Origin of the sequence: Enterobacter sp. 01-M-03-SI-ECC (genome assembly GCF_047530215.1) — a bacterium.
Taxonomy (GTDB): domain Bacteria; phylum Pseudomonadota; class Gammaproteobacteria; order Enterobacterales; family Enterobacteriaceae; genus Enterobacter; species Enterobacter chengduensis.
Genome location: NZ_JBLKDA010000004.1, coordinates 144,463 through 171,151 on the forward strand (window position 1 = coordinate 144,463; position 26,689 = coordinate 171,151).

The window sequence follows — 26,689 nt, forward strand, 5'->3', positions numbered from 1 at the left end:
AATCCACGATGAGTGAGGCAGAAGCCCGCCCGAGTAACTTTATTCGTCAGATCATCGATGAAGATCTGGCCAGTGGTAAGCACACCACGGTTCATACGCGTTTCCCGCCGGAGCCAAACGGCTACCTGCATATTGGTCACGCAAAATCTATCTGCCTGAACTTCGGCATTGCGCAAGACTACCAGGGACAGTGCAACCTGCGTTTCGATGACACCAACCCAGCAAAAGAAGACATCGAATACGTTGAGTCCATCAAGAATGACGTGCAATGGCTGGGCTTCAACTGGTCTGGCGATATCTGCTACTCCTCTGACTACTTTGATAAGCTGTATGCCTACGCGGTAGAGCTTATCAACAAAGGCCTGGCGTATGTTGACGAACTGTCTGCAGATGAGATCCGTGAGTACCGCGGCACGCTGACCGCGCCGGGCAAAAACAGCCCGTTCCGCGATCGCAGCGTGGAAGAGAACCTGGCGCTGTTTGAAAAAATGCGTGCTGGTGGCTTCGAAGAAGGCAAAGCCTGCCTGCGTGCCAAAATCGACATGGCATCGCCGTTCATCGTGATGCGCGATCCGGTGCTGTACCGCATCAAGTTCGCAGAACACCACCAGACCGGCAACAAGTGGTGCATCTACCCGATGTACGACTTCACCCACTGCATCAGCGATGCGCTGGAAGGCATTACGCACTCTCTGTGTACGCTGGAGTTCCAGGACAACCGTCGCCTGTACGACTGGGTGCTGGATAACATCACCATTCCTGTGCATCCGCGTCAGTACGAGTTCTCTCGTCTGAATCTGGAGTACACCGTGATGTCCAAGCGTAAGCTGAACCTGCTGGTGACTGACAAGCACGTTGAAGGCTGGGATGACCCGCGTATGCCAACCATCTCTGGTCTGCGCCGTCGCGGTTACACGGCTGCCTCTATTCGTGAGTTCTGCAAGCGCATCGGCGTGACCAAGCAGGACAACACCATCGAGATGGCCTCCCTGGAGTCCTGCATTCGCGAAGACCTGAATGAAAACGCCCCGCGCGCGATGGCGGTTATCGACCCGGTAAAACTGGTGATCGAAAACTATCCGCAGGGTGCGAGCGAGCTGGTGGTGATGCCTAACCATCCGAACAAACCGGAAATGGGCAGCCGTGACGTGCCGTTCAGCGGCGAGATCTGGATTGACCGCGCTGACTTCCGCGAAGAAGCCAACAAGCAGTACAAGCGTCTGGTGTTGGGTAAAGAAGTGCGTCTGCGTAACGCTTACGTGATCAAAGCCGAGCGCGTTGAGAAAGACGCGGAAGGTAACATCACCACCATCTTCTGTTCTTACGATGCGGAAACGCTGAGCAAGGATCCGGCCGATGGCCGCAAGGTGAAAGGCGTTATTCACTGGGTGAGCGCATCCCACGCGCTGCCGGTAGAGATCCGTCTGTACGATCGTCTGTTCAGCGTGCCTAACCCGGGTGCGGCGGAAGACTTCCTGGCCACCATCAACCCGGAATCTCTGGTCATCAAGCAGGGCTACGCTGAGCCGTCCCTGAAAGCGGCTGAAGCGGGCAAAGCGTTCCAGTTCGAACGCGAAGGTTACTTCTGCCTGGACAGCCGTTACAGCACGGCGGAAAAACCGGTATTTAACCGTACCGTCGGCCTGCGCGATACCTGGACGAAGATCGGCGAATAATATTGCTTCTCTGGTCAATGAGAGACAAACGCCGCACCATGCGGCGTTTTTTATATAACGATCAGGGTATTAAGCCAGGGCCTGTAAAGGCGTCACGAAAATATCAGGTCAATGAGGTGCTACTTATTTTCCAAAAAAAAGTTTGTGTCATTACGAAAATCAAAAAGGTTATAAAAAAGAAAAGAGAACCCGCGTCTACTGCCTGAAATACCTGGTAATTCCCCGCCATTTCTCGCCTCTCTGCAAATGTTACAAAGCACTACCAATTATGTGCACTTCGTCATAATCCTGACTTTTGCCCGCTGAAAAGCATTGATAATTCGCGTCGCGAAAAATAACCTAAAGACGGTAGTTAATTCGAGGGTATTTAAAACTACCCCTGACCATTTGGTCTTTTTTATTTACGCCGTTTCAGGCGTTTTAATTCGTCAAAGAGGAATAATCTATGCGTACGTTCAGTGGCAAACGTAGTGCGCTGGCGCTGGCTATTGCCGGTGTGACAGCAATGTCGGGCCTGGTGGTGACACCAGAAGCGAAAGCGGCAGGCTTTATCGACGATTCGACCCTCACGGGCGGTATCTATTACTGGCAGCGTGAACGTGACCGTAAAGACGTCACTGAAGATAAATATAAAACCAACCTTTCACACTCCACCTGGAACGCCAACCTGGACTTCCAGTCAGGCTATGCCGCCGACATGTTCGGTCTGGATATTGCTGCGTTTACCGCGATTGAAATGGCGGAAAACGGCGACAGCGGCCACCCGAACGAAATCGCCTTCTCCTCCAGTAACAAAGCCTATGATGAAGACTATTCCGGGGATAAAAGCGGTATCAGCCTGTATAAGGCGGCAGCGAAATTTAAATACGGCCCGGTATGGGCTCGCGCGGGCTATATTCAGCCAACCGGTCAAACGCTGTTAGCCCCGCACTGGAGCTTTATGCCCGGCACATATCAGGGGGCAGAGGCCGGGGCGAACTTCGACTACGGCGACGCGGGGGCGCTGAGCTTCTCATACATGTGGACCAACGAGTACAAAGCGCCGTGGCACATTGAGATGGACAAGTTCTACCAGAATGACCGCAGGACGAAGGTCGATTACCTGCATTCACTCGGTGCTAAGTACGATTTTAAAAATGACCTGGTGCTGGAAGCGGCGTTCGGCCAGGCAGAAGGTTTTGTCGATCAATACTTTGCCAAAGCCAGCTACAAGTTTGACGTCGCGGGATCCCCGCTTTCAACCAGCTATCAGTTCTACGGCGCGCGGGATAAGGCCGATAACAATACCATCAACGATATCTACGACGGCACGGCCTGGCTGCAGGCGCTGACCTTCGGCTACAAGGTAGCCGACGTGGTGGATCTGCGCCTGGAAGGAACGTGGGTGAAAGCAGAAGGGCAGCAGGGCTACTTCCTGCAGCGCATGACGCCAACCTATGCTTCTTCGAACGGTCGTCTCGACATCTGGTGGGATAACCGCTCTGACTTCAACGCCAACGGTGAAAAGGCGGTGTTCTTTGGCGCGATGTATGATCTCAAAAACTGGGATCTGGCGGGTTGGGCCGTCGGTGCATCCTACGTTTATGCCTGGGATGCAAAACCGGCCGACTGGTTTATCAACGCCGCAGGCCAGCGTGAAGACTACGCGTCAAACAAAATTAAAGAGTCTGCGTACAGCCTGGACGCGATGTACACCGTCCAGGACGGCCGCGCGAAAGGCACCATGTTTAAACTGCACTTCACTCAGTACGACAACCACTCCGATATCCCAAGCTGGGGCGGCGGTTACGGCAACATCTTCCAGGATGAGCGCGACGTGAAGTTCATGGTTATCGCCCCATTCACTATCTTCTGATAAACGCTCTGGCGGGCTGAGGCCCGCTGGAATGGAGACGGCTATGTTAAAGAAAATTGTACTTGTCGCGCTGATGAGCGCCGGGCTTGCAGCCTGCGTGACCTCGCCGGGGCCGAAAGAAGATTCGCGACTGAAGGAGGCGTACAGCGCCTGTATCAACACCGCGCAAGGTTCGCCAGAAAAAATCGAGGCCTGTCAAAGCGTTCTTAACGTGCTGAAAAAGGAGAAGGCGCACGAGCAGTTTGCCACGCAGGAGAGCGTTCGCGTGATGGATTACCAGGCCTGTATTCAGGCGCGTAAGACCGGTAACGATCAGGAAGTGGCGAAGCGTTGCGATAAGATCTGGCAGGAAATTCGCAGCAATAATAACTAATGAGCTGTTTTTACGCCCGGTGGCGCTGCGCTTACCGGGCCTACACAGGTGTCACAGCCCGTAGGCCCGGTAAGCGCAGCGCCACCGGGCTTTATTTTAGGCAAAAAAAAGCCAACCTTTCGGCTGGCTCAGAGTATGAACTCTCGCTTATTTCGCATCGTGCGCATGGTCGTCTTCGCGGCAATCGCCTTCAGCGCAGTGACCGTAAAGGTACAGGCTGTGGTTGGTCAGACGGATGCCGTGACGCGCGGCGATTTCACGCTGGCGCGCTTCGATGGAGTCATCGCTAAATTCAATGACCTTGCCGCAGTCGAGGCAGATCAGGTGATCGTGATGCTGCTGCTGGGTCAGTTCGAAGACAGATTTACCGCCTTCGAAGTTATGACGGGTAACAATGCCCGCGTCATCAAACTGGTTCAGCACGCGATAAACGGTAGCCAGCCCAATCTCTTCACCCATGTCGATAAGACGTTTATAAAGGTCTTCCGCACTGACATGGTGATTGTCTGGACCCTGAAGCACTTCGAGGATTTTTAACCGAGGAAGCGTAACTTTCAGGCCAGCCTTCTTTAATGCGGTATTGTTGTCAGTCATGCGGAATCTGTCCTGTTGCTAAACGATTCACTTCTGTAGGAAGTGACAGAAAATGCACCTGGGATAATGCGTCTCATTATAGAACTGCCATGGCTAAATGAAAACTGCAAGTCTCAGGCAAAATATGCTTATAAAAATGGGGTATCACCAACAAACTTGCTCAATGGAAAACCCATTTTTATCAGGGAGACATTGTACAGGTCTGGGCGAAAAAGTTAAAAGATTGTAGCAATTAATTTAATCGGTTTGACCTGGGGCATGGGCGCAACCGCGGTTGCGCCGCGGTAAGCATCAGGCGTTAAGAATATCGTCCAGGTGCAGTTCTTCACGGATCTGCTTCACCCACTTCTCAACGCGCTCGGCGGTCAGTTCTGGCTGACGGTCTTCGTCAATGGCCAGACCCACGAAATGATCGTCATCGGCCAGACCTTTAGACGCTTCGAAGTGGTAACCGGCGGTCGGCCAGTGGCCTACGATAACCGCGCCATTTGGCTCAATAATATCGCGGATGGTGCCCAGCGCATCACAGAAGTATTCGGCATAGTCTTCCTGATCGCCGCAGCCAAACAGGGCGACAAGCTTACCGTTGAAGTCCACCTCTTCCAGCGTCGGGAAGAAATCATCCCAGTCGCACTGGGCTTCACCGTAGTACCAGGTTGGAATACCCAGCAGCAGGATGTCATAGCCTTCCAGATCTTCTTTGCTGCTCTTGGCGATGTCATGCACATCAGCAACGTCTTTACCGAGCTGTTTCTGAATGTTTTTTGCGATATTTTCGGTATTGCCGGTATCACTGCCAAAGAAAATGCCGATGATTGCCATGAGTAAAATAACCTCTTGAAACTTAATAGTATGGTGGCGCAATTCGGCCACGGATAAGGGCAATAATAGCAGAACAGGCAACCCTGCGGAAACAGCTATCGCGCAGGACTGCACTCTGTGCTACATGAAAAGGGCGATAAAGGGGATTTTCAGACTTATGCCTGGCGGCGTAACGTCTCAAGCTGGGCGATCAGCATCTCTTCAATGAGCTCGCTGCGGCTGATATTTCGCGCGTCGGCCAGCTCGTTAAGCGCATCGACAGCGTCGGCGTTCAGCTTCAGTTCGACACGCTTAAGTCCACGATTTTTATCGCGTTTAAGCTGGTTGCGTTTATTGATACGCAGCTGTTCATCGCGCGAAAGCGGATTCGTCTTGGGTCGTCCCGGGCGACGCTCGTTCGCGAACAGATCTAGTGTCGTACGGTCCGTTTGTTCTTTGGCCATGATTCTGAGCTTCGGGGGAAACACGCCGCCCTGCTAATGCCCGGGCGATAAGCGCGCCATCATACATCACCAAAAACGGCACGCCAACGACTGGAAGCCCGCAGTCTTCCAGTCGCTTTCTTTTTAATCAATTTGCCGTATCAGCGAGATAGCGACGGATGGCGCGCAGGACAGCGTCCGGTTTTTCCGCATGCACCCAGTGTCCGGCACCGGCAATCACGTGGGCGCGAGCCTGCGGGAACTGCGCCAGTATGGCATCGCGGTACGCGTCGGTAACGTAAGGGGAGTTACCGCCGCGAATAAAGAGGGTAGGGTGCGGCCAGGCGGGCACGGTTTGCCAGCCCACAATATTGTTGTACTGGTTCCAGAGCACCGGCACGTTAAAACGCCACTGTCCGTCAACAAACGACTTCAGCAGGAACTGCAGGACGCCTTCTTCATTAAGGTGCTCACGCATGACGGCAGCAGCCTGTTGGCGTGTCGCAACGCCCGCTTTCGTGACCGCATTGATGGCGGCAAAAATCTCGTCGTGGCGGCGGACGTCATAATCCACGGGCGCGACGTCAATCACCACCAGGCCGCTAATACGCTCCGGCGCCCGCGCCGTCAGGGCCATCACCGCTTTGCCGCCCATTGAATGCCCGATGAGCGTTACTTTTTGCAGACCGTTGGCATCCAGCGTATCCAGCAGATCCTGCGCCATCGCCGCGTAGGTCATCTCGTCGGCACGCCCGGATAGACCGTGATTGCGCATATCAACCTGTAAGATATCGTGGTCGGTCACCAGATCGCGCGCCAGCACGCCAAGATTATCCAGGCTGCCAAAAAGTCCGTGAACCAGTACGATGGGAGAATTATTGTTCGGCGATTGTGCAGTTTGCGCTCGGGTATTCAATTTCATGGCAAAGTTCTTTTTTTACGTATGTCAGGTTAGGGTATCATGTTGACCATTCTGCCGCCCGGCCGCAAGGTTCCAGTTTAATCTGACTTTTGCCGCCAACCTGGTTTGACGCTATCCGCTGTTGGGATTTGACCTTATAATCCCAATGACTTGTATTCAGATAAGATATCGCACTGGATTAAGATGAAAACAATCGAAGTTGATGACGAACTCTATCAGTATATTGCCAGCCAGACGCGGCATATCGGGGAGAGCGCGTCCGACATTTTACGGCGCATGCTTAAAATTTCCGCCGCTTCACAGCCTGCTACCCCAGTCACCAAAGATGTCGTGTCTCAGCCGAGCGTTGTTGCACAAGCAAAACCTGCCGTGACGCCGGTAAAAGATAAGGTCCGCGCGGTGCGCGAACTGCTGCTCTCCGACGAATACGCTGAGCAGAAAAAGGCGGTTAACCGTTTTATGCTGGTGCTGTCTACACTTTATTCCCTGGATAACAAAGCGTTTGCTGAGGCGACCGAGTCGCTGCACGGTCGTACTCGCGTCTATTTCGCGGGCGACGAGCAGACGCTGCTGCAAAATGGCAACCAAACCAAACCTAAACATGTCCCTGGCACTCCATACTGGGTGATCACCAATACCAACACGGGCCGCAAGTGCAGCATGATTGAACACATCATGCAGTCCATGCAGTTCCCTGCGGAATTGATTGAAAAGGTTTGCGGTACAATTTAACCCTTGCATCAGAAGGACCCGGTAATGGCAAATCACAGCCGTGCAGGCCAACCTGCACAACAAAGCGATTTGATTAACGTCGCTCAGCTGACCGCGCAGTATTACGTGCTGAAACCGGTCGTTGGCAACGCAGAACACGCAGTGAAGTTTGGTACATCTGGTCACCGCGGCAGCGCGGCGCGCCACAGCTTTAACGAACCGCACATTCTGGCTATTGCTCAGGCCATTGCGGAAGAGCGCGCTAAAAACGGCGTTACCGGTCCGTGCTACGTGGGGAAAGATACCCATGCGCTGTCTGAACCGGCGTTCATCTCCGTACTGGAAGTGCTGGCGGCTAACGGCGTCGACGTGATTGTTCAGGAGAACAACGGCTTCACGCCAACGCCTGCGGTCTCTAACGCCATCCTGGTGCACAACAAAAAAGGGGGCGCGCTGGCTGACGGTATCGTTATCACGCCATCCCACAACCCGCCGGAAGACGGTGGCATCAAATACAATCCGCCTAACGGTGGTCCGGCCGACACTAACGTCACCAAAGTGGTGGAAGATCGTGCGAACGCGCTGCTGGCTGACGGTCTGAAAGGCGTGAAGCGCATTTCTCTGGATGCGGCCATGGCCTCCGGTCACGTGAAAGAGCAGGATCTGGTTCAGCCGTTCGTGGAAGGGCTGGCGGATATCGTCGATATGGCGGCGATTCAGAAAGCGGGCCTGAAGCTGGGCGTGGATCCGCTGGGCGGCTCCGGTATTGAATACTGGAAACGTATCGCCGAGCACTACAAGCTGGATCTGACCATCGTGAACGATCACGTCGATCAGACCTTCCGCTTTATGCACCTGGACAAAGACGGCGCGATCCGAATGGACTGCTCCTCCGAGTGCGCGATGGCGGGCCTGCTGGCGCTGCGCGATAAATTCGACCTGGCGTTTGCGAACGACCCGGATTATGACCGTCACGGCATCGTTACCCCTGCCGGGCTGATGAACCCGAACCACTATCTGGCCGTGGCGATCAACTACCTGTTCCAGCATCGTCCGCAGTGGGGCAAAGAGGTGGCCGTCGGTAAAACGCTGGTTTCCTCCGCGATGATCGACCGCGTGGTCGAGGCGCTGGGCCGCAAGCTGGTGGAAGTGCCGGTGGGCTTCAAATGGTTCGTTGACGGTCTGCACGACGGCAGCTTTGGTTTTGGTGGTGAAGAGAGCGCGGGGGCGTCGTTCCTGCGCTTCGACGGCACGCCATGGTCAACCGATAAAGACGGCATCATCATGTGCCTGCTGGCGGCGGAAATCACCGCGGTCACCGGTAAAAACCCGCAGGAACATTACAATGACCTGGCGGCACGCTTTGGCGCACCTAGCTACAACCGTATTCAGGCCAGCGCGACCTCAGCCCAGAAAGCGGCCCTGTCTAAACTCTCTCCGGAGATGGTCAGCGCAAGCACCCTGGCAGGTGACCCGATCACCGCGCGTCTGACGGCGGCACCGGGCAACGGCGCCTCCATTGGTGGTCTGAAAGTGATGACCGACAACGGCTGGTTCGCCGCGCGTCCGTCCGGCACGGAAGATGCGTATAAAATCTATTGCGAAAGCTTCCTTGGCGCCGAGCACCGTCAGCAGATTGAGAAAGAAGCGGTAGAGATCGTCAGCGAAGTGCTGAAAAACGCGTAAGTGCGGTTTGTGTGCCGGGCGGCACTGCGTTTGCCCGGCCTACAACAGCGATCGTAGGCCCGGTAAGCGCTAGCGCCACCGGGCTTTTTTTTAACTATGCTTATTTTTCAACTCAAACCGTGGTGACACCAGGCCGTACAGCGTCCAGCCCATAAAGGTCACCATCGCGCCATACAGCATCGCTTCCTGGCCCGATGAGTAGAGCGCATAGAAGCTATAAATCGCCCCAATCAGCGCCACGATATTTGCCGCCCGCGCCTTACGCGGATCGACCTTCGCCACCTTCTGAATAATCACCAGCGCGGCCATCGACAGAATATACGGAATGATGTTCGTCACCACCGCCAGGTTGACCAGCACGTTGAACTGGCTGTTCAGCGACGGGCTAATGGTCATCAGCGACAATCCGCTCTGGAAAATCACAATCGCCAGCATGCCCTGCACCGGCGCATCCGCTTTGGTCACGCGGGAGAAGATTTTCGGGAAGTAGCCTTCATCAGCCGAGGATTTAAACACCTGCGCGATGGTGAACTGCCAGCCGAGAAGCGAACCGCAGCAGGACATCACCATGAGACCCATGATTACTTTCCCGACTTCCGGGGTGAACATCTGGGCGAAGGCAAGCCCGAACGGCGCCGTGGAGTTAGCCAGATCCATATTCGGCACGATGCCCGCAATCACGTTCGTCGAGACGATATAGATCACCGCCGCGCCCAGCGTGCCGCCGAGGACCGCAATCGGCACGTTCTTCTCCGGGTTTTCTACCACTTCCGCGTTCGCGCAGGCCGATTCCAGACCCAGGAAAGCCCAAAGCGTCATGGCAATAGAAGAGCCTACAGCGCTAAAGAACGGCACATGGTGCGGGTTCCAGGAGTTGGCGTACAGGGTCGGGCTGAACCAGAACCAGCCGATGACGCACAGGCCGACGACCGGGATAATCACGCCCCAGACGGTGATGCTGCTGAGCTGTCCGGTAATACGCGCGCCGCCAAAGTTAGCCACGGTGCAGATCCACAGCACCCCGATGGTCGCCAGCCCAATCTGGACCGGGCTGAGCGTCGCGCCAAACAGCTCCGTCCCGTAGCCCACGGCGGAGATGGCAATCGCCACGTTGGCGATCAGCAGCGACACGCCGTAGGTATAGTTGGCCATGAAGTTGCCCGACTTGCCAAAGGCGTATTCGGCATAGCCACCCATCCCGCCGGACTTGCGGCTGAACATGCCGCACTTGGCAAACGCCCACGCCAGCGCCATCGACCCCACAGCCGTCACCAGCCAGGAGATAATAGAGATGGTACCCACTTCGGCAAGCTTGGTGGGCAGCATGATGATCCCCGACCCCATCATGTTGACCATGGTGAGAATGGTCAGCTGCACCACGCCCATCTTGTTGGACTTACTCATAATGTCTCTCCTTTCAGCAGCGCGGGCCGAGCGGCGGGTTGTTTAATGACGTTGCAACGAACCTGTTTGCGTCCCTCACACTCCTCGACGTATACGCCCTGCAGCTCTGGCGCAAAGCCCGGCAGCAGGTTGATGCCTTCTTCAAGCGCGGTAAAGTAGCGCAGCACGGAGCCGCCCCAGACTTCGCCCGGGACAACGCATAGCACCCCTGGCGGATAGGGCAGCGCGCCTTCGGCAGCGATGCGGCCTTCCGCGTCGCGCAGGGAGACGAGCTCAACCTCACCGCGCAGGTAGGCGTAGTTCGCGTCCTGCGGGTTCATCATCACGCGCGGGAAGTGGGACTTGCGGAACATCTCTTTCTGCAGCTGCTTCACGTTGTGGCGGGCGTACAGGTCATGCATCTCCTGGCAGATCTGACGCAGGGTGTAGCCCGCATAACGGTCCGGATGCTGCTTGTAGAGAGAGGGCAGGACCTCTTTCAGCGGTGCGTCGCTCTCAAGCAGTTTTTCGAAGCGCACCAGCTGCGCCACCAGCTGCTGCAGTTTGCCCATATCTTCGGCAGGGGTGAGCAGGAACAGGATCGAGTTGAGATCGCATTTTTCCGGCACGATACCGTTTTCACGCAGGAAGTTGGCGAGGATGGTGGCGGGCACGCCGAAGTCGTCATACTCCCCGGTGCGGGCGTTGATGCCCGGCGTGGTCAGCAGGAGCTTGCACGGGTCGATAAAATACTGATGCTCCGCGTAGCCTTCGAAAGCGTGCCAGTTTTCACCCGGCACGAAGTGGAAGAAGCGCAGGTTGGTCGCAATCTCCGCCGTGTCCCAGCTTTCCCACGGACGGCCATCCACCGTCTCCGGCACGAAGGGGCGCAGATACCGACAGTTCTCCAGGATCAGCTTGCGCGCTTCGATACCGTTAACCACGCAGTCCATCCACATGTTGCGGCCGCTCTGGCCTTCGTGCATGCGGGCGTTGATATCCAGCGCGGCGAACAGCGGATAGAACGGGCTGGTGGAGGCGTGCATCATAAAGGCGTTGTTCAGCCGCTTGTGCGGGACATAGCGCGGTTGCCCTTTGATATGGCTATCTTTCTTGTGGATTTGCGAGGTCTGGGAGAAGCCCGCCTGCTGTTTATGCACGGACTGGGTAACCAAAATCCCCGGGTCATTTTCGTTCAGCTCCAGCAGCAGCGGCGAACAGTCGGCCATCATTGGAATAAACTGCTCGTAACCCACCCACGCCGAGTCAAACAGGATGTAATCACACAGATGCCCAATCTTATCCACCACCTGACGGGCGTTATAGATGGTGCCATCGTAGGTGCCCAGCTGGATCACCGCCAGGCGGAACGGACGCGCATCGCGTGCTCGGCCAGGCGCCACCTCTGCCACCTGCTCGCGCAGGTAGCTCTCCTCAAAGCAGTGCGCGTCAATGCCGCCAATAAAGCCGTACGGGTTGCGCGCGGTTTCCAGATAGACCGGTGTCGCGCCAGCCTGGAGGAGGGCACCGTGATGGTTAGATTTGTGATTGTTACGGTCGAACAGCACCAGGTCGCCCGGCGTGAGCAGGGCGTTTAATACCACTTTGTTGGATGAGGAGGTGCCGTTCAGCACGAAGTAGGTCTTATCGGCATTAAAGACCTTCGCCGCATGCTGCTGCGCAATGCACGGCGCGCCTTCGTGGATCAGCAGATCGCCCATCGCCACGTCGGCGTTGCACAGATCGGAGCGGAAGAGCGTCTCGCCAAAGAAATCGACAAACTGATTACCGGCAGGATGACGGCGGAAGAACTGGCCGCCCTGATGCCCCGGACAGTCAAAGGCGCTGTTGCCCTGTTTAACGTAGTCGACCAGGGCGCGGAAAAACGGCGGCCGCAGCTGGGTTTCATACTTCTGGGCTGCCGCTTCCAGCTGGCGTCCATAAAAGTCGCTGCTGGTGTCTGAATACTCAAATACGCCATGAATGCGCGATAAATAGTCTGCCGGGATGAACTCTTCTTTATGCGTCGCGACAAAAACAGGAATGCCAAAACCGGTGGCTTCTATTTCGTCCAGGATGCCGCTGGTAATATCCGTGACCGCCAGAACAATGGCGGCAACATCAATATAATCCGAAGCGCGGACATCCACCAGTTCACGCTGGGTAGTGAAGCAATCCGGACACGCACGGCTAGCTGCGATTTTTAAACTTTTCATCTTTCTCTCTTTATTTTAGGTAATAAGCGTCCCTCGATTTCTTGCAAGAAAGAAATCGATAATTTTCCGGAAAAAAAGCAAAGGGAGGCCGCTGATTAAAATCAGTGAATTGCTTTTTTTGATGATTGAAATTCAGTCCGCCCGGTGCGGATGAGTCTGAATCAAAATGAATGAGCGCACGGGTTCACAGGCAATGGCCTGTAAAGTAAGGTGTTTCAGGATAACCTGTAAGCGGGTGCGCCAGAAGTCGAAGGACTACCGGGCATTAAAGAGATGAAAGTCAAAGCAGTTTCGGTGGGCAAACATCATGATATGCGTTGTCCGCCTTATATGGGGCATTAAGCGATTGTTGTTTTCCATGTTTCATTTTCCTTTCAGTAATTGAAAGCACGGTCATTTTATCCAGGAAAACGCGATTAACTGTGAAGGAGATCACCGTTAACCGATCATTTCAGAAATAATTAGTCGTTTTTGATGAATAATGCAGATCAAAATGCTGATTTGTTGATATTGAGTTAACAGGATGTGTTGTCAATGTTTTAAGTGAGCAGAAATAACCCGAAAAATAACGAGAGAGATATTTCTAAGATATTATCCGGAATATTTAGGTGTTATTTAAAAACAAACTGAATAGTTATTCAAATCATAAACCGATAACCGATACCGGTTTCAGTTAATAAATGGCGAGGGCGTGCGGGGTCGAGTTCGAGTTTCTGACGGAGATGCCCCATATATATGCGTAAATAATGACTATGTTCCACGGCGTTGGGTCCCCACACCTGACTTAACAGCTGGCGCTGGGTGAGTACCTTGCCGTGGTTGTTGAGCAGGACGGCGAGCAGGCGAAACTCGATTGGCGTGAGATGAATCTCCTCATCGCCGCGCACAATGCGCCGCGCGGCCAGGTCAACCCGGATATCCCCAAACGTGTAGGTTGGGTCGGCAGGCGTGGCGGCGCTGTGGCGACGCAGCGCCACGCGAAGGCGAGCCTGCAACTCGCCGATACCAAAAGGCTTAATCAGATAATCATCCGCACCGGCATCCAGCGCGGCGATTTTATCCGTCTCTTCAGTACGGGCGGAAAGCACCAGAATCGGCATCTGGCTCCACTGACGTACCTCACGAATAAAATCAATGCCGTCACCGTCCGGCAGGCCCAGATCGAGGATCACCAGGTCCGGCTTGCGGGTGGCGGCTTCAATTAAGCCCCGCTGAAGCGTACCCGCATCATGGACGCGCAGACCGTCACCTTCCAGCGCAGCGCGCAGAAAACGGCTAATGGCGACCTCATCTTCAACAATCAGAACGTTGATCACAAATCCTCTGGTAATTCATTCAGTTCTGGCGGAGTTTCCAGCGGAAGTGTAACACAAAAACGCGCCCCGCCTTCCGGACGATTCTTTGCGGAAATGGTGCCGCCGTGGACGTCAACGATCGCCTGGCAAATGGCCAGCCCGAGCCCAACGCCCGGAATGGCCGACTCCTTATTGCCGCGCGCGAATTTTTCGAAAATAGCCAGCTCCTGTCCGGCAGGAATGCCCGGGCCGGTATCCCAGACGTCGAGGTGCAGCGTGCCATCGTCCACCGTCGCATCCACGCCGATCCGGGCACTGGCGCCCGCATATTTGCCGGCATTTTCCAGCAGGTTGATCAGCACCCGCTCAAACAGGGGGCCATCGACGTGAATTAACGTCAGGGGCTCGGGCATGTTGAGGGCGATATGGCGTCCGCCCAGGCCGGGCTCCAGCATTTTCAGGGCGCTGCCCACCACCTCTTCCAGCGTGAGCCACTCTTTTTTGAGGTTAAATCCGCCCGACTGAATACGCGCCATATCGAGCAGGTTATTTACCAGACGGGTGGTATTCAGCACGTGCTGGCGGATCTCGCTGGCCTGCAGAGCGTGTTTAGAGCCTTCCGCCGCCAGGTCCAGCGTCAGGATTTCTGACTGACCGAACAGAACGGTGAGCGGGGTCCGCAGATCGTGCGAGAGCGCCGCCAGCAGCGAGTTACGAATGCTTTCACGCTCGCTCGCCAGCCGGGCCTGTTCTTCACTGGCGGTGAGGGCCAGCCGCTCCAGCGCGCTGGCAACCAGCAGGGTAAAGGTCTCCAGCAGCCGCTGCTGTTCGGGGATCATCAGCTGGCGCAGGTTGGAAGGCTCAACAATCACCAGCCCCTGATTTTTATCGGCGCTGCGCAGCGGCAGAATTTGATAGGGCACGCCGGGGAGGGTGTCGGTCCCTGCGCCCGCCGGTAGCCCTTTATCAAAGCTCCAGCGCGCGATGGCTTCATCCCAGGGCGTCATGCCCGTGGCCGACGTTAGCGGGCGCAGCCTGCCGTGTTCGTCCGGGAGTAAAATCAGGTTGCTGGCATGAAACGTTGAGCGAATAAACTGCTCGCTGGTCTGCACAATATCCAGCGGCGTGCGGCCCACCGCCAGCGATTTCGACATCTCATAGAGATGGCGCGTGCGCTGTTCGCGATAGCGGGCGATGCGCGCCTGATAGCGTACGCCCGCCGTCAGATTCCCGATCACCAGCCCGACGGTAAGCATCACCGCAAAGGTGAGAATATACTGCACGTCCGAGACGGCGAGCGTCCCGCGGGGGGCAATAAAGAAGAGATCGAAGCTGATGACGTTTATCACCGTCGCCAGCACCGACGGCCAGCGCCCGTAAAAGAGTGCCACCACCACCACGCCCAGCAGGTAGATCATCACCAGGTTGGCGGCATCAAAGGCAATCAGCCACTGGCTGGCAATGACGGTTATCAGGGCGCAGAGCACGACGGCGACAACACAGCCGCGAAGCTGAATGCGCCATTTGTCGCTAAAGGTGCGGCTGTCCGGCGCGCGGTTGGGCAAGGGCGTGGGCTTGTCATCCAGCGCCACGATCACCAGATCCAGATCCGGCGCGCGACGGGCCAGCTTGTCAGCGAAGGATTCGCGGCTAAACCAGCGGCGATGCTGGCGACGGCCAATGACGATTTTCCCCAGATTATGCTCGCGGGCGTAGCGCAGAATGGCTTTATCTTCCTGCGGATCGGAAAGGGTGGCGGTTTCGGCACCCAGCTCCTGCGCCAGACGCAGGGAACTCAGGATGGCGCGACGCTGGTTTTCGGGCAGGGCGTGAAGCTGCGGCGTTTCGACATACACCGCATGCCAGACGCTGCCAAATTTGGCCGCCAGGCGCGCGGCGGTGCGAACAAGCTTTTCATTGCCGCTGCCGTGACCCACGCACAGCAGGATGGCATCTCGCGTGTGCCAGACGCGTTCCTGGCCCTGCAGGTCACGCCAGGCGCGCATCTGATCGTCAACGCGATCGGCAGTACGGCGCAGGGCCAGCTCGCGCAGGGCAATCAGGTTGCCTTTGCGGAAGAAATGTTCGATGGCGCGTTCGGCCTGGCCTGCGATGTAGACTTTGCCTTCGTGCAGGCGCTGGCGTAAATCATCCGGGGGCAGGTCGACCAGCACCACCTCGTCCGCGGAATCAAAGAAGGGATCGGGCACCGTCTCGCGCACCTGAATCCCGGTCACGCCGCTCACCACGTCGTTCAGGCTTTCAAGATGCTGAACGTTAACCGTGGTGAACACGTCGATGCCGGCTTCGAGTAGCTCTTCGACATCCTGCCAGCGCTTGGGGTGGCGCGAGCCTGGCGCATTGCTGTGCGCCAGCTCGTCCATCAGGATAAGGGCGGGACGGCGGGCGAGGGCGGCATCGAGATCGAATTCGGTAACTAACCGACCGCGATGGCTGATGCGGCGGGGCGGCTGGGTCGCCAGCCCCTTCAGCAGCGATGCCGTCTCTTTACGTCCGTGGGTTTCAACCACGCCGATCAAAATATCGAGCCCCTGCGCCCGAAGCCGCTGGGCTTCCGTCAGCATGGCGAAGGTTTTCCCGACGCCCGCGCAGGCGCCGAAGAAAATTTTCAGTTTGCCGCGATGGGCTTCAGCCGTCTGTTCAAGCAGCCTGTCCGGATCCGGGCGCATGGGCTCGTCGGTCATTTAGTTTTTCCTTAGCGCGTCCAGCGCCAGATTCAGCTCAACAATATTTACCACGGGCATGCCGATGAAGCTGACCAGCGGCTTTTGCGTGTGCTCTGCCACAAGCTGGCTCACCTGTTCGACGGTCAGCTGACGGGCGGCGGCGACGCGCGGGATCTGCCAGGCCACGGCTGACGGCGTCAGGCTGTAGTCCAGCCCGCTGGCCGAGGCGGTTATCAGCTCTACGGGAACCTCACGGCTGGCCTGCGGATTGGCGGCGCGCAGGGCCGCCACGCGCCCGGCGATGGCTTTGTCCAGATCCGGGTTGCTGCCCGCCAGGTTGCTGCCGCCCGATGCCATCGGATTATACGGGCTTTCGGCAGTGGCGGAAGGGCGTCCCTGGAAGTAGCGGGCATCCGTAAAGTTCTGACCAATCAGGCGCGAACCGCGGTTTTCACCGTTTTGCAGTATCAGCGAGCCGTTTGCCCGATCCTTAAACCACCACTGGCCCAGCGCGGTGGTCACCAGCGGGTACAGCCCGCCGGTGATGAGAGACAGCAGAATAAACAGAAGTATAGCGGGGCGTAACATCGTCATTTGAATCACCTTTTAAACCAGGCCAAACAGCGTCAGCAGCAGGTCGATAACCTTGATACCGATGAACGGCACCACCAGCCCGCCCAGACCGTAAATCCACAGGTTACGGCGCAGCATGGCGGCGGCGGTGAGCGGCTTATAGCTCACGCCTTTCAGCGCCAGCGGGATCAGGAAGACAATAATCAGGGCGTTAAAGATGACTGCGCTCAGAATGGCCGAAGCCGGGGAGTGCAGGTGCATCACGTTCAGGGCGTTTAATTGCGGATAGGTCGCAGCAAACGCGGCAGGAATGATGGCGAAATATTTCGCCACGTCGTTGGCGATGCTGAACGTGGTCAGCGACCCGCGCGTCATCAGCATCTGCTTGCCGATGTGCACGACCTCAATCAGCTTGGTCGGGTTAGAGTCGAGGTCGACCATGTTGCCCGCCTCTTTTGCCGCCTGGGTACCGGAGTTCATCGCCACCGCCACGTCGGCCTGCGCGAGGGCAGGGGCATCGTTGGTCCCGTCCCCCGTCATCGCCACCAGTCGCCCTTCCGCCTGGTACTGACGAATCAACGCCAGCTTGGCTTCTGGCGTGGCTTCGGAAAGGAAATCATCCACGCCCGCTTCGGCGGCAATCGCCGCGGCGGTCAGACGGTTATCCCCGGTGATCATCACCGTTTTGATCCCCATTTTGCGCAGCTGGGCAAAGCGTTCCTTAATGCCGCCTTTGACGATGTCCTTCAGGGCTATCACCCCCAGCACGCGCGCGCCTTCGGCCACCACCAGCGGCGTCGCACCCTGACGCGCCACGCTTTCAACCAGGCTGTCGACTTCCGGTGGGAAGTGACCGCTATTGGCCTCGATGTGGCGGCGGATCGCGTCAACCGAGCCTTTACGGATCATGCGATCCTGGATGTTAATGCCGCTCATGCGGGTTTGCGCCGTGAAGGGCACGAACGTGGCGTGCAGGCTCTGAACGTCGCGCTGGCGCAGGTTAAAGCGCTGCTTGGCGAGGATCACGATACTGCGGCCTTCCGGCGTTTCATCAGCAAGCGAAGAAAGCTGTGCGGCATCCGCCAGCGTTTTTTCATCCACGCCCGGCGCGGGTAAGAAGTCTGACGCCTGGCGGTTACCGAGGGTAATGGTCCCGGTTTTATCGAGCAGCAGAACGTCGACGTCACCCGCCGCTTCTACTGCACGCCCGCTGGTGGCGATGACGTTGGCCCCGAGCATGCGGCTCATGCCGGCCACGCCGATGGCTGACAGCAGGCCGCCGATGGTGGTGGGGATCAGACAAACCAGCAGCGCCACCAGCACCGTGACGGTGACCGCGGTGCCGCCAAAGGCGGAGAACGGCCACAGGGTTGCGGTTGCCAGCAGGAAGACAATGGTCAGGGCCACCAGCAGGATGGTCAGGGCGATTTCGTTAGGCGTTTTACGACGCTGGGCGCCTTCCACCATGGCGATCATCCGGTCGAGGAAGGTTTCACCCGGGTTAACGCTACACTGGATCACCAGCCAGTCGGAGAGAATGCGCGTCCCGCCGGTCACGGAGGCGAAATCGCCGCCGGACTCACGAATAACCGGTGCGGATTCCCCGGTGATGGCGCTCTCATCCACCGAGGCGCCCCCTTCAATGACTTCGCCATCGCACGGGATGATGTCACCGGCTTCCACCAGCACCACGTCGCCTTTGCGCAGTTCATCCGCCGGAACGTGGTCCATCTGCGCACCGTATTTCGGTTCACGCAGCTTGCGCGCGAAGGCGGTCTTTTTCACCCCTTTCAGGCTGTTGGCCTGGGCTTTACTCCGGCCTTCCGCCAGCGCTTCCGCAAAGTTAGCGAACAGCACGGTAAACCACAGCCACAGGCTGATGGCGCCGGTAAACATCGCATTTCCCGGCATGTGGCCTGTTCCCATGGCAATCGCCAGGGCGGTGGTCAGGACGCTTCCCGCCCAGACAATAAACATCACCGGGTTGTGCCACTGCACGCGCGGGCTCAGTTTTTTCACCGCATCCATGAGCGCCTGGCGAACTAAGGACGGTTCGAACAGGGCCAGTTGTTTACGACTCATGACAATTTCTCCGCAAAATCAGCGTAAAGAGAGGTATTCCGCGACCGGGCCTAACGCGAGGGCGGGGATAAAGGTCAGGGCGCCGACCAGCAACACGGTGCCGGTCAGAAGGCCGATAAACAGCGCGCCGTGGGTCGGTAATGTCCCGGTGGTGGTCGGCTGAATTTTCTTATTCACCAGCGATCCGGCAATCGCCATAACCGGCACAATGATCCCGAAGCGGCCCACAAACATGCAGAACGCCAGCAGGCAGTTCCAGAACGGTGAGTTGGCGCTTAAGCCTGCAAAGGCGCTGCCGTTGTTGTTGGCGGCAGAGGAGACGGCGTACAGCACTTCACTAAAGCCGTGAATGCCGGGGTTAAAGATGCCGCTGCGTCCGGCCTCGGTCATCAGCGCCAGCGCGGTGCCGAGCAGCACGAGAGCCGGGGTGACCAGAATCGCCAGCGCGGTTAACTTCATCTCGCGAACGTCGATTTTTTTACCCAAATATTCCGGGGTGCGGCCAATCATCAGACCGGCAATAAACACCGCCAGCAGCACGAACAGCAGCATGCCGTACAGACCCGAGCCCACGCCGCCAAACACCACCTCGCCAATCTGCATCAGCCACATCGGGATCATCCCGCCCAGCGCCGTAAAGGAATCATGCATGGCGTTGACAGCCCCGCACGACGCTGCCGTGGTGACCACCGCATACAGGCTGCTGGCGAGAATGCCAAAGCGGCTCTCTTTGCCTTCCATGTTGATATTGCTGTTAGCCCCAAGCTGCATGAAATGGCTGTTGCCGTTCCACTCGGCCCACATTACCAGCGCAACACAGACCACAAAGATAAGCGACATGGTCCAGAGCAGGGTGCGCCCCTGACGGCGATCGTTCACCACGTCACCAAAGGCAAAGCAGAGCGCGGCGGGGATCAGGAAGATCGCCAGCATCTGCACAAAATTGGTCAGGGCGGTCGGGTTTTCAAACGGGTGCGACGAGTTGGCGTTGAAGAAGCCCCCGCCGTTGGTGCCGAGCATCTTGATGGCTTCCTGCGACGCGACGGGCCCCATCGGCAGGAGCTCTTTTGCCCCTTCCAGCGAGGTATAAGGCGCATAAGGCAGCAGGTTTTGCAGGGTACCCTGCTGAATAAAGAACAGCGCAATCAGCAGCGCAATCGGCAGCAGGATCCACAGCGTAATGCGCGTCAGGTCCACCCACGCGTTACCCAGCGTGCTCACGTTCTGGCGCGCAAACGCACGCGTTAGCGCGAAGATCACCGCAATACCGCTCGCGGCAGAGAGGAAGTTCTGCACGGTTAAACCGACCATCTGGCTGAAGTAGCTGAGCGTGGTTTCACCAGAATAGGACTGCCAGTTGGTGTTGGTGACAAAGCTGACCGCCGTGTTGAGCGCCAGATGCCAGGAAAGGCCCGGTAACTGTTGCGGATTCAGCGGCAGGATACCCTGCACCATCAGCATGGCAAAAAGCGCAATGAGTCCAACGATATTCAGCAGCAAAATGGCGATCAGATAGTCGCGCCAGTTCATCTCCCGATCGTCGATACCCAGGACGCGCCAGATCCCTTTTTCAACGCTTGCCGTACCGGGCAGGGGAACGTTATTGATTAGCCGTGCCAGCCCCGAGCCCAGCGGCCTTGCCAGGACAAACAACACCACTAAGAAACTGGCAATAAGCAAAAACGCCTGAGCAGCCATCAGAATGCCTCCGCATTAATCAGGGCATAAACCAGATAACCCAATAACAGGAACACCAGCACGATGCCGGCAATAAGACCTGCACTCACAATCCACCTCCGGGTGACTTTCTTTGTTGTGTTAACGGTAGGATTTATGGCGCAAAGATTTCGCAAAAATGGGAAGGGCGGGTGTAAAAAAAGTATAAAAATGGCAAAGCCCACAATTTAACTATTGATAAGTAAATCGTTAACTTTTTTGTAACTTAATTACGGCGTGAATGTAAATTTCCCCTAAACGGGCAAAAATAAGTGGTCGGATGAGTAGTAAAATTACAAACAAAGCGATATTATTTTAGCCAGGTCACAGATTTTGAATTTTCCGGATGACGTTTCCGGCCAACTATAGGGGAGAAAAATATGGATCTTTATAAAGAGTTTCCGGCTCATATCGTGTTCATGCGCCGCACTTTCGCCGTAGTGGCTGGGGTGCTGGCTCTGCCGGTGATGCTGTTCTGGAAAGATCGCGCCCGTTTTTACAGCTATCTGCACCGCGTCTGGGCGAAAACCAGCGAGAAGCCGGTGTGGATGGATCAGGCCGAGAAAGCGACCTGCGATTTCTACTAAGACTACATACAGCAATAAAAAAACCGCCAACAGCAATGTGGCGGTTTTTTTGTCCCTCGGGATTCGCGGTCCGTTGGGATGGTCTAGCAGCCCCTACCCGGGATTTTCATCATACCCTCCTGTAAGCAGATGACAATCCCTCTAAGCCTTTATAAATTCCTACTTTTATTTGAGTATCTTACCTTTGTAGCGGATGTTAATTATGATGCTGCGTCCCTTTCCGCCATCTCGCAAATGGGCATCGGTCCTGGGAAAGGTATATTTACAACCGTAAAGCAGCTCGCCTACCCGGGCTTGTGTCCACCGATTTATCACCGGTGGTGAACGGTGGAGCGGTTAGCAGCAGGGACCGCATAATGAAACGCTATTTTTGCATCGCGTTCATTGTCGCCAGCGTACTCGTTGTCAAAAGTGATGAACCAATGGGGTTTGTTGCATTTAACACGATAGAGCAGGACAAGTAGCGTTAAGGCCGCCTCGGGCGGCCTTTTTTATTTCATCCCGTCTACACTTCATGGCAAAGTAGTTCACTGCATGCTTTTTCCTTTGACGGCATGCCCTTACGGACATAATGGATAACTGCCTGGAGTTTTATGCCCACCCATCTGGTTTGGTTTCGCGCAGACCTGCGCGTACATGACAACATCGCACTCGCGGCGGCCTGCCGCGCCAAAGACGCTAACGTACTGGCTCTGTTTGTGGCGACGCCCGGGCAGTGGCGGCAGCATGACATGGCGCCCCGCCAGGCGGCCCTGCTGCGTGCGTATCTGACCGATCTGCAGCACTCGCTTGCCGGGAAGGGGATACCGCTTCTCTACAAAGAGGTGAATGATTTTGCGGCCCAGCTGCAGACGGTGCAGGAGACCTGCAAGCAGCACAACGTCACGCATCTTTTTTACAACTATCAGTACGAATTCAACGAGCAGCAGCGCGACCGTCAGTTGGAGAAGATACTGGAAGATGTGGTTTGTGAAGGATTTGATGACAGCGTGATGCTTGCGCCGGGCAGCGTCATGACCGGCAGTCAGGAAATGTACAAAGTGTTTACGCCGTTTAAAAATGCGTTTGTTAAACGCCTGAAAGAGGCGCTGCCCGAGTGCGTGGCCGCGCCCGCCGTTCGCGGCGATGCCATCACCGATCTCCCTGAATTAACGTTTAACTACCCCCAACAGGCGTTCGATGAACTTCTGTTCCCTGCCGATGAGAAATCCGCTATTGCGAAGCTGCGCCAGTTTTGCAAACAGGGCGCGGGAGAGTACGACGCGCGCCGCGATTTTCCGGGGATTGAAGGCACGAGCCGTTTATCCGCGAGCCTGGCGTTGGGCGCGATCTCTCCTCGTCAGTGTTTACACCGCCTGCTGGCGGAGCAGCCGCAGGCGCTGGAGGGCGGGGCGGGTTCTGTCTGGCTGAATGAACTGATCTGGCGCGAGTTCTACCGCCATCTGATGACGTTTCATCCCGATCTCTGCAAGCATCACCCGTTCATTCCCTGGACCGACAACGTCAAATGGCAGCACGACGAGGCCCATTTACAGGCCTGGCAAAAAGGGGAGACGGGCTATCCGATTGTGGATGCCGCTATGCGTCAGCTCAATGAGACGGGGTGGATGCACAACCGTCTGCGAATGATTACCGCCAGCTTCCTGGTGAAAGATCTGCTTATCGACTGGCGTGTCGGGGAGCGCTATTTTATCTCTCAGCTGATCGACGGCGATCTGGCGGCAAATAACGGCGGATGGCAGTGGGCGGCCTCAACCGGCACCGATGCGGCACCCTATTTCCGAATTTTTAATCCGACCACGCAGGGGCAAAAATTTGATGCGGACGGCGACTTCATTCGCCGCTGGCTGCCCGCGCTCAGGAATGTTCCGGCGAAAGCGATCCACGACCCCTGGGCGTGGGCGGATAAACAGGGCGTAAAGCTGGATTATCCTCGTCCGATTGTTGACCATAAGCAGGCGCGCGTCGCCACGCTGGCGGCGTACGAAGCCGCCCGAAAAGTGTGAGAGAGTAAAGATGAAAAACAGTGAACTGGAACGCCTGATCAACGAAAAACTGAATACCAGCGCCTTTAGCGACTACGGTCCGAATGGCCTGCAGGTGGAAGGCCGTGAGACGGTGCAAAAAATTATCACCGGCGTAACGGCAAGTCAGGCACTGCTGGATGAAGCGGTGCGCCAGGAGGCCGACGCGGTGATTGTCCATCACGGCTATTTCTGGAAAAACGAATCGCCGATTATTCGCGGGATGAAGCGCAACCGCCTGAAAACGCTGCTGGCAAATGACATTAACCTGTACGGCTACCATCTGCCGCTGGATGCGCACCCGGAGCTCGGCAACAACGTCCAGCTGGCGCAGCTGCTGGGGATTACCGTGATGGGCGAAATCGAGCCGCTGGTGCCGTGGGGCGAACTGGCGATGCCGGTGCCGGGGCTGGAACTCGCCTCGTGGATTGAAGCTCGCCTGGGACGTCGCCCGCTGTGGAGCGGCGATACCGGCCCGGATACGGTGAAGCGCGTTGCCTGGTGTACCGGCGGCGGCCAGGGCTTTATCGACAGCGCCGCGCGTTTCGGCGTCGATGCTTTTATCACTGGCGAAGTGTCCGAGCAGACCATTCATTCGGCGCGTGAACAAGGGCTGCATTTTTACGCGGCCGGCCATCATGCCACCGAGCGCGGCGGCATTCGCGCCCTCAGCGAATGGCTGACGGAAAATACCGATCTTGATGTGACCTTTATTGATATTCCTAACCCGGCCTGATGAGAGGTGCCTGAGTGCAGCGAGCGCGTTGTTATCTTCTGGGGGAAACGGCGGTGGTTCTGGAGCTAGAACCGCCGGTGACTCTTGCCACGCAAAAGCGTATCTGGCGGCTCACCCAGCGTCTGGTCGAACTGCCCGAGGTGGTCGAAGCCATTCCGGGGATGAATAACATCACCGTGGTGCTGCGCAGTCCGCACACTCTGGCGCTGGACGCTATTGAACGTTTACAGCGCTGGTGGGAAGAGAGCGAGGCGCTGGAGCCGGAATCGCGCACCATCAAGATCCCGGTCGTTTACGGCGGCACGGGTGGACCGGATCTTGGCGTGGTGGCAGACCACTGCGGATTAACAGAAAAGCAGGTTGTTGAACTGCACAGTTCGGTTGATTACGTGGTCTGGTTCCTGGGTTTCCAGCCCGGGTTCCCGTATCTGGGAGGTCTCTCTCCCCAGCTGCATACGCCGCGCCGCGCTGAACCGCGCCTGAGCGTACCGGCTGGGACGGTTGCGATTGGCGGCGAGCAGACCGGCGTCTATCCGCTGACGTCGCCCGGAGGCTGGCAGCTGATTGGGCATACCGCTACGCCGCTATTTGACCCGGGGCTGGAGACGCCAATACTCCTGCGTCCCGGCGATACCCTGCGCTTTATCCCGCAGAAGGAGGGGGTATGTTAACGCTTATTCGCGCCGGGCTTTATACCTCCGTACAGGATGCCGGGCGCTTTGGCATGCGCCAGTCTGGCGTGAGCTATTGCGGTGCGCTGGACAGGCCCGCGTTGGAGATTGCTAACGTGCTGGTGGGCAACCCCGGCAATACGGCCGCGCTCGAAATGACGCTCGGCCAGTGCGTCATTGAGTTTGGTCAGGAGACCTGGTTTGCCTTAACCGGCGCAGGGTGTGAGGCGACGCTGGACGGCAAAGCGGTGTGGACCGGCTGGCGGCTGCGGGCGAAAGCCGGACAGCGTCTGACCTTAAAGCGTCCTTTGCACGGCGTGCGTAGCTACCTCGCGGTGGCGGGCGGCATCGACGTGCCGGAGGTGCTGGGCTCATCCAGTACCGATCAGAAAGCCGGCATCGGCGGTCACGAAGGACGCCTGTTGCGCGACGGCGATCGCCTGGCGATTAAGCCTTCATCGCGCCACTTCTCGACGGCTCAGGGGGTGAAACAGCTTCTCTGGGGAAACCAGATCCGCGCCTTACCCGGGCCGGAATACCATGAGTTTGACGAGGCTTCGAAAGAGTCCTTCTGGCGCTCGCCGTGGAAGCTCAGCCCGCAGAGTAACCGTATGGGCTACCGCCTGCAGGGGCAGCCGCTGACCCGCACGACGGACCGGGAGCTGCTCTCCCACGGCTTGTTGCCGGGGGTCATTCAGGTGCCGGGCAACGGTCAGCCCATCGTGTTAATGAACGACGCGCAGACAACGGGGGGATACCCGCGCATTGCCTGCATTATTGAAGCCGATCGCTACCATCTGGCACAGATCCCTCTCGGCCAGCCGATCCACTTCGTGCAGTGTTCGCTGGAGGAGGCGCTGAAGGCGCGTCAGGATCAGCAGCGTTATCTTGAACAGCTGGCGTGGAGGCTTGATGGCAAAGATTGATTTAAACGCTGACCTGGGCGAGGGCGGCGGCGCCGACGCAGAGCTGATGACGCTGGTCTCCTCGGTTAACATCGCCTGCGGCTTTCACGCGGGCGATGCGCAAACCATGCTGGAGAGCGTGCGTCATGCCATTAAAAATGGCGTCGCGATAGGCGCGCATCCGAGCTTCCCCGACCGGGAAAACTTTGGCCGCACGGCGATGGACCTGCCGCCGGAGACGGTCTACGCTCAGGTGCTTTACCAGATCGGCGCGCTGGCGGCGATGGTGCGCGCCGAGAAGGGCGTGCTGCGCCACGTGAAGCCGCACGGCATGCTTTACAACCAGGCGGCAAAAGATCCGGTGCTGGCGGAGGCGATTGCCCGCGCGGTGAGGGACTGTAATCCGCAGCTGATTCTGGTAGGCCTTGCGGGCAGCGAGCTGATCCGGGCCGGGAAGCGGCTGGGGCTGACGACGCGTCAGGAAGTCTTTGCCGACCGGGGATATCAGCCGGACGGCAGCCTGGTGCCGCGCACCCTGGCCGGGGCGCTGATTACCGATGAAGATAGAGCGCTGGCGCAGACGCTGGAGATGGTGCGCGCCGGGCGGGTGACCGCGGTGGACGGAACACAGGCAAACGTGCAGGCCGATACGGTGTGTTTACACGGCGACGGCGAGCATGCGCTTCAGTTCGCGCGCCGCCTGCGGGCCGCGTTCTCTGAAGAGGGCATCCTCGTTAGCGCAGAATAATCATG

Annotated in this window: 24 protein-coding genes; 11 read left to right on the plus strand and 13 right to left on the minus strand. The window is 57.2% G+C overall.

Features of this window, described 5'->3' with window-relative positions; all coding sequences use genetic code 11:
• Positions 1-8 precede the first annotated feature (8 nt).
• From glnS to chiQ, 3 genes are all read left to right on the plus strand, one after another.
• On the plus strand, positions 9-1,676 hold the full coding sequence (glnS, locus tag ACMWKK_RS05800; protein WP_112781273.1) for a glutamine--tRNA ligase: 1,668 nt from the start codon (positions 9-11) through the stop codon (positions 1,674-1,676).
• Positions 1,677-2,121: 445 nt separating this feature from the next.
• On the plus strand, positions 2,122-3,531 hold the full coding sequence (chiP, locus tag ACMWKK_RS05805; protein WP_045325785.1) for a chitoporin ChiP: 1,410 nt from the start codon (positions 2,122-2,124) through the stop codon (positions 3,529-3,531).
• 43 nt (positions 3,532-3,574) lie between these two features.
• Positions 3,575-3,904, plus strand: a complete 330-nt coding sequence (gene chiQ, locus ACMWKK_RS05810; RefSeq protein WP_112781274.1) for a ChiQ/YbfN family lipoprotein — start codon at positions 3,575-3,577, stop codon at positions 3,902-3,904.
• A gap of 147 nt (positions 3,905-4,051) precedes the next feature.
• Here chiQ and fur read toward each other — a convergent pair whose 3' ends face one another.
• The 4 genes from fur to ybfF form a co-directional block, all read right to left on the minus strand.
• Complete coding sequence (gene fur, locus ACMWKK_RS05815) at positions 4,052-4,498, minus strand: ferric iron uptake transcriptional regulator (RefSeq protein ID WP_014169146.1); 447 nt, start codon at positions 4,496-4,498, stop codon at positions 4,052-4,054.
• Positions 4,499-4,789: 291 nt separating this feature from the next.
• The gene (gene fldA, locus ACMWKK_RS05820; protein ID WP_008501067.1) at positions 4,790-5,320 is read right to left on the minus strand and encodes a flavodoxin FldA; all 531 of its coding nucleotides are present in this window, start codon (positions 5,318-5,320) and stop codon (positions 4,790-4,792) included.
• 155 nt (positions 5,321-5,475) lie between these two features.
• Positions 5,476-5,763, minus strand: a complete 288-nt coding sequence (gene ybfE, locus ACMWKK_RS05825) for a LexA regulated protein (RefSeq protein WP_032638882.1) — start codon at positions 5,761-5,763, stop codon at positions 5,476-5,478.
• A gap of 127 nt (positions 5,764-5,890) precedes the next feature.
• Entirely contained in the window at positions 5,891-6,664 is a 774-nt protein-coding gene (gene ybfF, locus ACMWKK_RS05830) for an esterase (RefSeq protein WP_112781275.1), read from the minus strand.
• Between the two features lie 183 nt (positions 6,665-6,847).
• Between ybfF and seqA the strand changes: the two genes are divergently transcribed.
• Positions 6,848-7,396 carry a replication initiation negative regulator SeqA gene (gene seqA / locus ACMWKK_RS05835; RefSeq protein ID WP_032638886.1) on the plus strand — a complete coding sequence of 183 codons (549 nt, stop codon included), beginning with the start codon at positions 6,848-6,850 and terminating at the stop codon, positions 7,394-7,396.
• Between the two features lie 24 nt (positions 7,397-7,420).
• On the plus strand, positions 7,421-9,061 hold the full coding sequence (gene pgm / locus ACMWKK_RS05840; RefSeq protein WP_045325793.1) for a phosphoglucomutase (alpha-D-glucose-1,6-bisphosphate-dependent): 1,641 nt from the start codon (positions 7,421-7,423) through the stop codon (positions 9,059-9,061).
• 90 nt (positions 9,062-9,151) lie between these two features.
• Here pgm and potE read toward each other — a convergent pair whose 3' ends face one another.
• From potE to kdpF, 9 genes are all read right to left on the minus strand, one after another.
• Positions 9,152-10,465, minus strand: coding sequence for a putrescine-ornithine antiporter (gene potE, locus ACMWKK_RS05845; RefSeq protein ID WP_112781276.1), 1,314 nt, complete (start codon positions 10,463-10,465; stop codon positions 9,152-9,154).
• Entirely contained in the window at positions 10,462-12,660 is a 2,199-nt protein-coding gene (gene speF / locus ACMWKK_RS05850) for an ornithine decarboxylase SpeF (protein ID WP_112781277.1), read from the minus strand. Before speF ends, potE begins: the two co-directional genes overlap by 4 nt.
• 255 nt (positions 12,661-12,915) lie before the next feature.
• A complete protein-coding gene (gene speFL / locus ACMWKK_RS05855; protein ID WP_003858645.1) occupies positions 12,916-13,020 on the minus strand; it encodes a leader peptide SpeFL in 105 nt (34 codons plus the stop codon).
• 278 nt (positions 13,021-13,298) lie between these two features.
• Entirely contained in the window at positions 13,299-13,976 is a 678-nt protein-coding gene (gene kdpE / locus ACMWKK_RS05860) for a two-component system response regulator KdpE (protein WP_406542762.1), read from the minus strand.
• A complete protein-coding gene (gene kdpD / locus ACMWKK_RS05865; protein WP_112781279.1) occupies positions 13,973-16,660 on the minus strand; it encodes a two-component system sensor histidine kinase KdpD in 2,688 nt (895 codons plus the stop codon). The genes kdpE and kdpD overlap by 4 nt, the downstream gene beginning before the upstream one ends.
• Positions 16,661-17,236 carry a potassium-transporting ATPase subunit KdpC gene (gene kdpC / locus ACMWKK_RS05870; RefSeq protein ID WP_112781280.1) on the minus strand — a complete coding sequence of 192 codons (576 nt, stop codon included), beginning with the start codon at positions 17,234-17,236 and terminating at the stop codon, positions 16,661-16,663. It abuts the gene before it with no gap.
• Between the two features lie 12 nt (positions 17,237-17,248).
• Positions 17,249-19,297, minus strand: a complete 2,049-nt coding sequence (gene kdpB / locus ACMWKK_RS05875; protein ID WP_045325803.1) for a potassium-transporting ATPase subunit KdpB — start codon at positions 19,295-19,297, stop codon at positions 17,249-17,251.
• A gap of 18 nt (positions 19,298-19,315) precedes the next feature.
• Entirely contained in the window at positions 19,316-20,995 is a 1,680-nt protein-coding gene (gene kdpA / locus ACMWKK_RS05880) for a potassium-transporting ATPase subunit KdpA (RefSeq protein WP_112781281.1), read from the minus strand.
• Positions 20,995-21,084, minus strand: coding sequence for a K(+)-transporting ATPase subunit F (gene kdpF / locus ACMWKK_RS05885; protein WP_014069365.1), 90 nt, complete (start codon positions 21,082-21,084; stop codon positions 20,995-20,997). The genes kdpA and kdpF overlap by 1 nt, the downstream gene beginning before the upstream one ends.
• 309 nt (positions 21,085-21,393) lie before the next feature.
• Between kdpF and ACMWKK_RS05890 the strand changes: the two genes are divergently transcribed.
• From ACMWKK_RS05890 to pxpA, 6 genes are all read left to right on the plus strand, one after another.
• A complete protein-coding gene (locus ACMWKK_RS05890; RefSeq protein ID WP_028019445.1) occupies positions 21,394-21,600 on the plus strand; it encodes a YbfA family protein in 207 nt (68 codons plus the stop codon).
• Between the two features lie 593 nt (positions 21,601-22,193).
• Positions 22,194-23,606, plus strand: coding sequence for a deoxyribodipyrimidine photo-lyase (gene phrB / locus ACMWKK_RS05895; RefSeq protein WP_112781282.1), 1,413 nt, complete (start codon positions 22,194-22,196; stop codon positions 23,604-23,606).
• Positions 23,607-23,616: 10 nt separating this feature from the next.
• Complete coding sequence (locus tag ACMWKK_RS05900; protein WP_045325813.1) at positions 23,617-24,360, plus strand: type 2 GTP cyclohydrolase I; 744 nt, start codon at positions 23,617-23,619, stop codon at positions 24,358-24,360.
• Between the two features lie 14 nt (positions 24,361-24,374).
• Entirely contained in the window at positions 24,375-25,031 is a 657-nt protein-coding gene (gene pxpB / locus ACMWKK_RS05905; protein ID WP_048994812.1) for a 5-oxoprolinase subunit PxpB, read from the plus strand.
• Entirely contained in the window at positions 25,025-25,957 is a 933-nt protein-coding gene (gene pxpC, locus ACMWKK_RS05910) for a 5-oxoprolinase subunit PxpC (protein WP_161656339.1), read from the plus strand. The genes pxpB and pxpC overlap by 7 nt, the downstream gene beginning before the upstream one ends.
• Complete coding sequence (pxpA, locus tag ACMWKK_RS05915) at positions 25,944-26,684, plus strand: 5-oxoprolinase subunit PxpA (RefSeq protein WP_112781284.1); 741 nt, start codon at positions 25,944-25,946, stop codon at positions 26,682-26,684. Before pxpC ends, pxpA begins: the two co-directional genes overlap by 14 nt.
• Positions 26,685-26,689 lie beyond the last annotated feature (5 nt).

Coding starts and splice junctions, on each gene's coding strand:
- speFL (WP_003858645.1), bottom strand. CDS start 13,020: ATGGAAAACAACAATCGCTTAATGCCCCATATAAGGCGGACAACGCAT.
- chiP (WP_045325785.1), top strand. CDS start 2,122: ATGCGTACGTTCAGTGGCAAACGTAGTGCGCTGGCGCTGGCTATTGCC.
- phrB (WP_112781282.1), top strand. CDS start 22,194: ATGCCCACCCATCTGGTTTGGTTTCGCGCAGACCTGCGCGTACATGAC.
- ACMWKK_RS05890 (WP_028019445.1), top strand. CDS start 21,394: ATGGATCTTTATAAAGAGTTTCCGGCTCATATCGTGTTCATGCGCCGC.
- ybfF (WP_112781275.1), bottom strand. CDS start 6,664: ATGAAATTGAATACCCGAGCGCAAACTGCACAATCGCCGAACAATAAT.
- speF (WP_112781277.1), bottom strand. CDS start 12,660: ATGAAAAGTTTAAAAATCGCAGCTAGCCGTGCGTGTCCGGATTGCTTC.
- fur (WP_014169146.1), bottom strand. CDS start 4,498: ATGACTGACAACAATACCGCATTAAAGAAGGCTGGCCTGAAAGTTACG.
- glnS (WP_112781273.1), top strand. CDS start 9: ATGAGTGAGGCAGAAGCCCGCCCGAGTAACTTTATTCGTCAGATCATC.
- kdpA (WP_112781281.1), bottom strand. CDS start 20,995: ATGGCTGCTCAGGCGTTTTTGCTTATTGCCAGTTTCTTAGTGGTGTTG.
- chiQ (WP_112781274.1), top strand. CDS start 3,575: ATGTTAAAGAAAATTGTACTTGTCGCGCTGATGAGCGCCGGGCTTGCA.
- kdpD (WP_112781279.1), bottom strand. CDS start 16,660: ATGACCGACGAGCCCATGCGCCCGGATCCGGACAGGCTGCTTGAACAG.
- kdpB (WP_045325803.1), bottom strand. CDS start 19,297: ATGAGTCGTAAACAACTGGCCCTGTTCGAACCGTCCTTAGTTCGCCAG.
- potE (WP_112781276.1), bottom strand. CDS start 10,465: ATGAGTAAGTCCAACAAGATGGGCGTGGTGCAGCTGACCATTCTCACC.
- fldA (WP_008501067.1), bottom strand. CDS start 5,320: ATGGCAATCATCGGCATTTTCTTTGGCAGTGATACCGGCAATACCGAA.
- seqA (WP_032638886.1), top strand. CDS start 6,848: ATGAAAACAATCGAAGTTGATGACGAACTCTATCAGTATATTGCCAGC.
- ybfE (WP_032638882.1), bottom strand. CDS start 5,763: ATGGCCAAAGAACAAACGGACCGTACGACACTAGATCTGTTCGCGAAC.
- pgm (WP_045325793.1), top strand. CDS start 7,421: ATGGCAAATCACAGCCGTGCAGGCCAACCTGCACAACAAAGCGATTTG.
- kdpC (WP_112781280.1), bottom strand. CDS start 17,236: ATGACGATGTTACGCCCCGCTATACTTCTGTTTATTCTGCTGTCTCTC.
- ACMWKK_RS05900 (WP_045325813.1), top strand. CDS start 23,617: ATGAAAAACAGTGAACTGGAACGCCTGATCAACGAAAAACTGAATACC.
- pxpA (WP_112781284.1), top strand. CDS start 25,944: ATGGCAAAGATTGATTTAAACGCTGACCTGGGCGAGGGCGGCGGCGCC.
- pxpC (WP_161656339.1), top strand. CDS start 25,025: ATGTTAACGCTTATTCGCGCCGGGCTTTATACCTCCGTACAGGATGCC.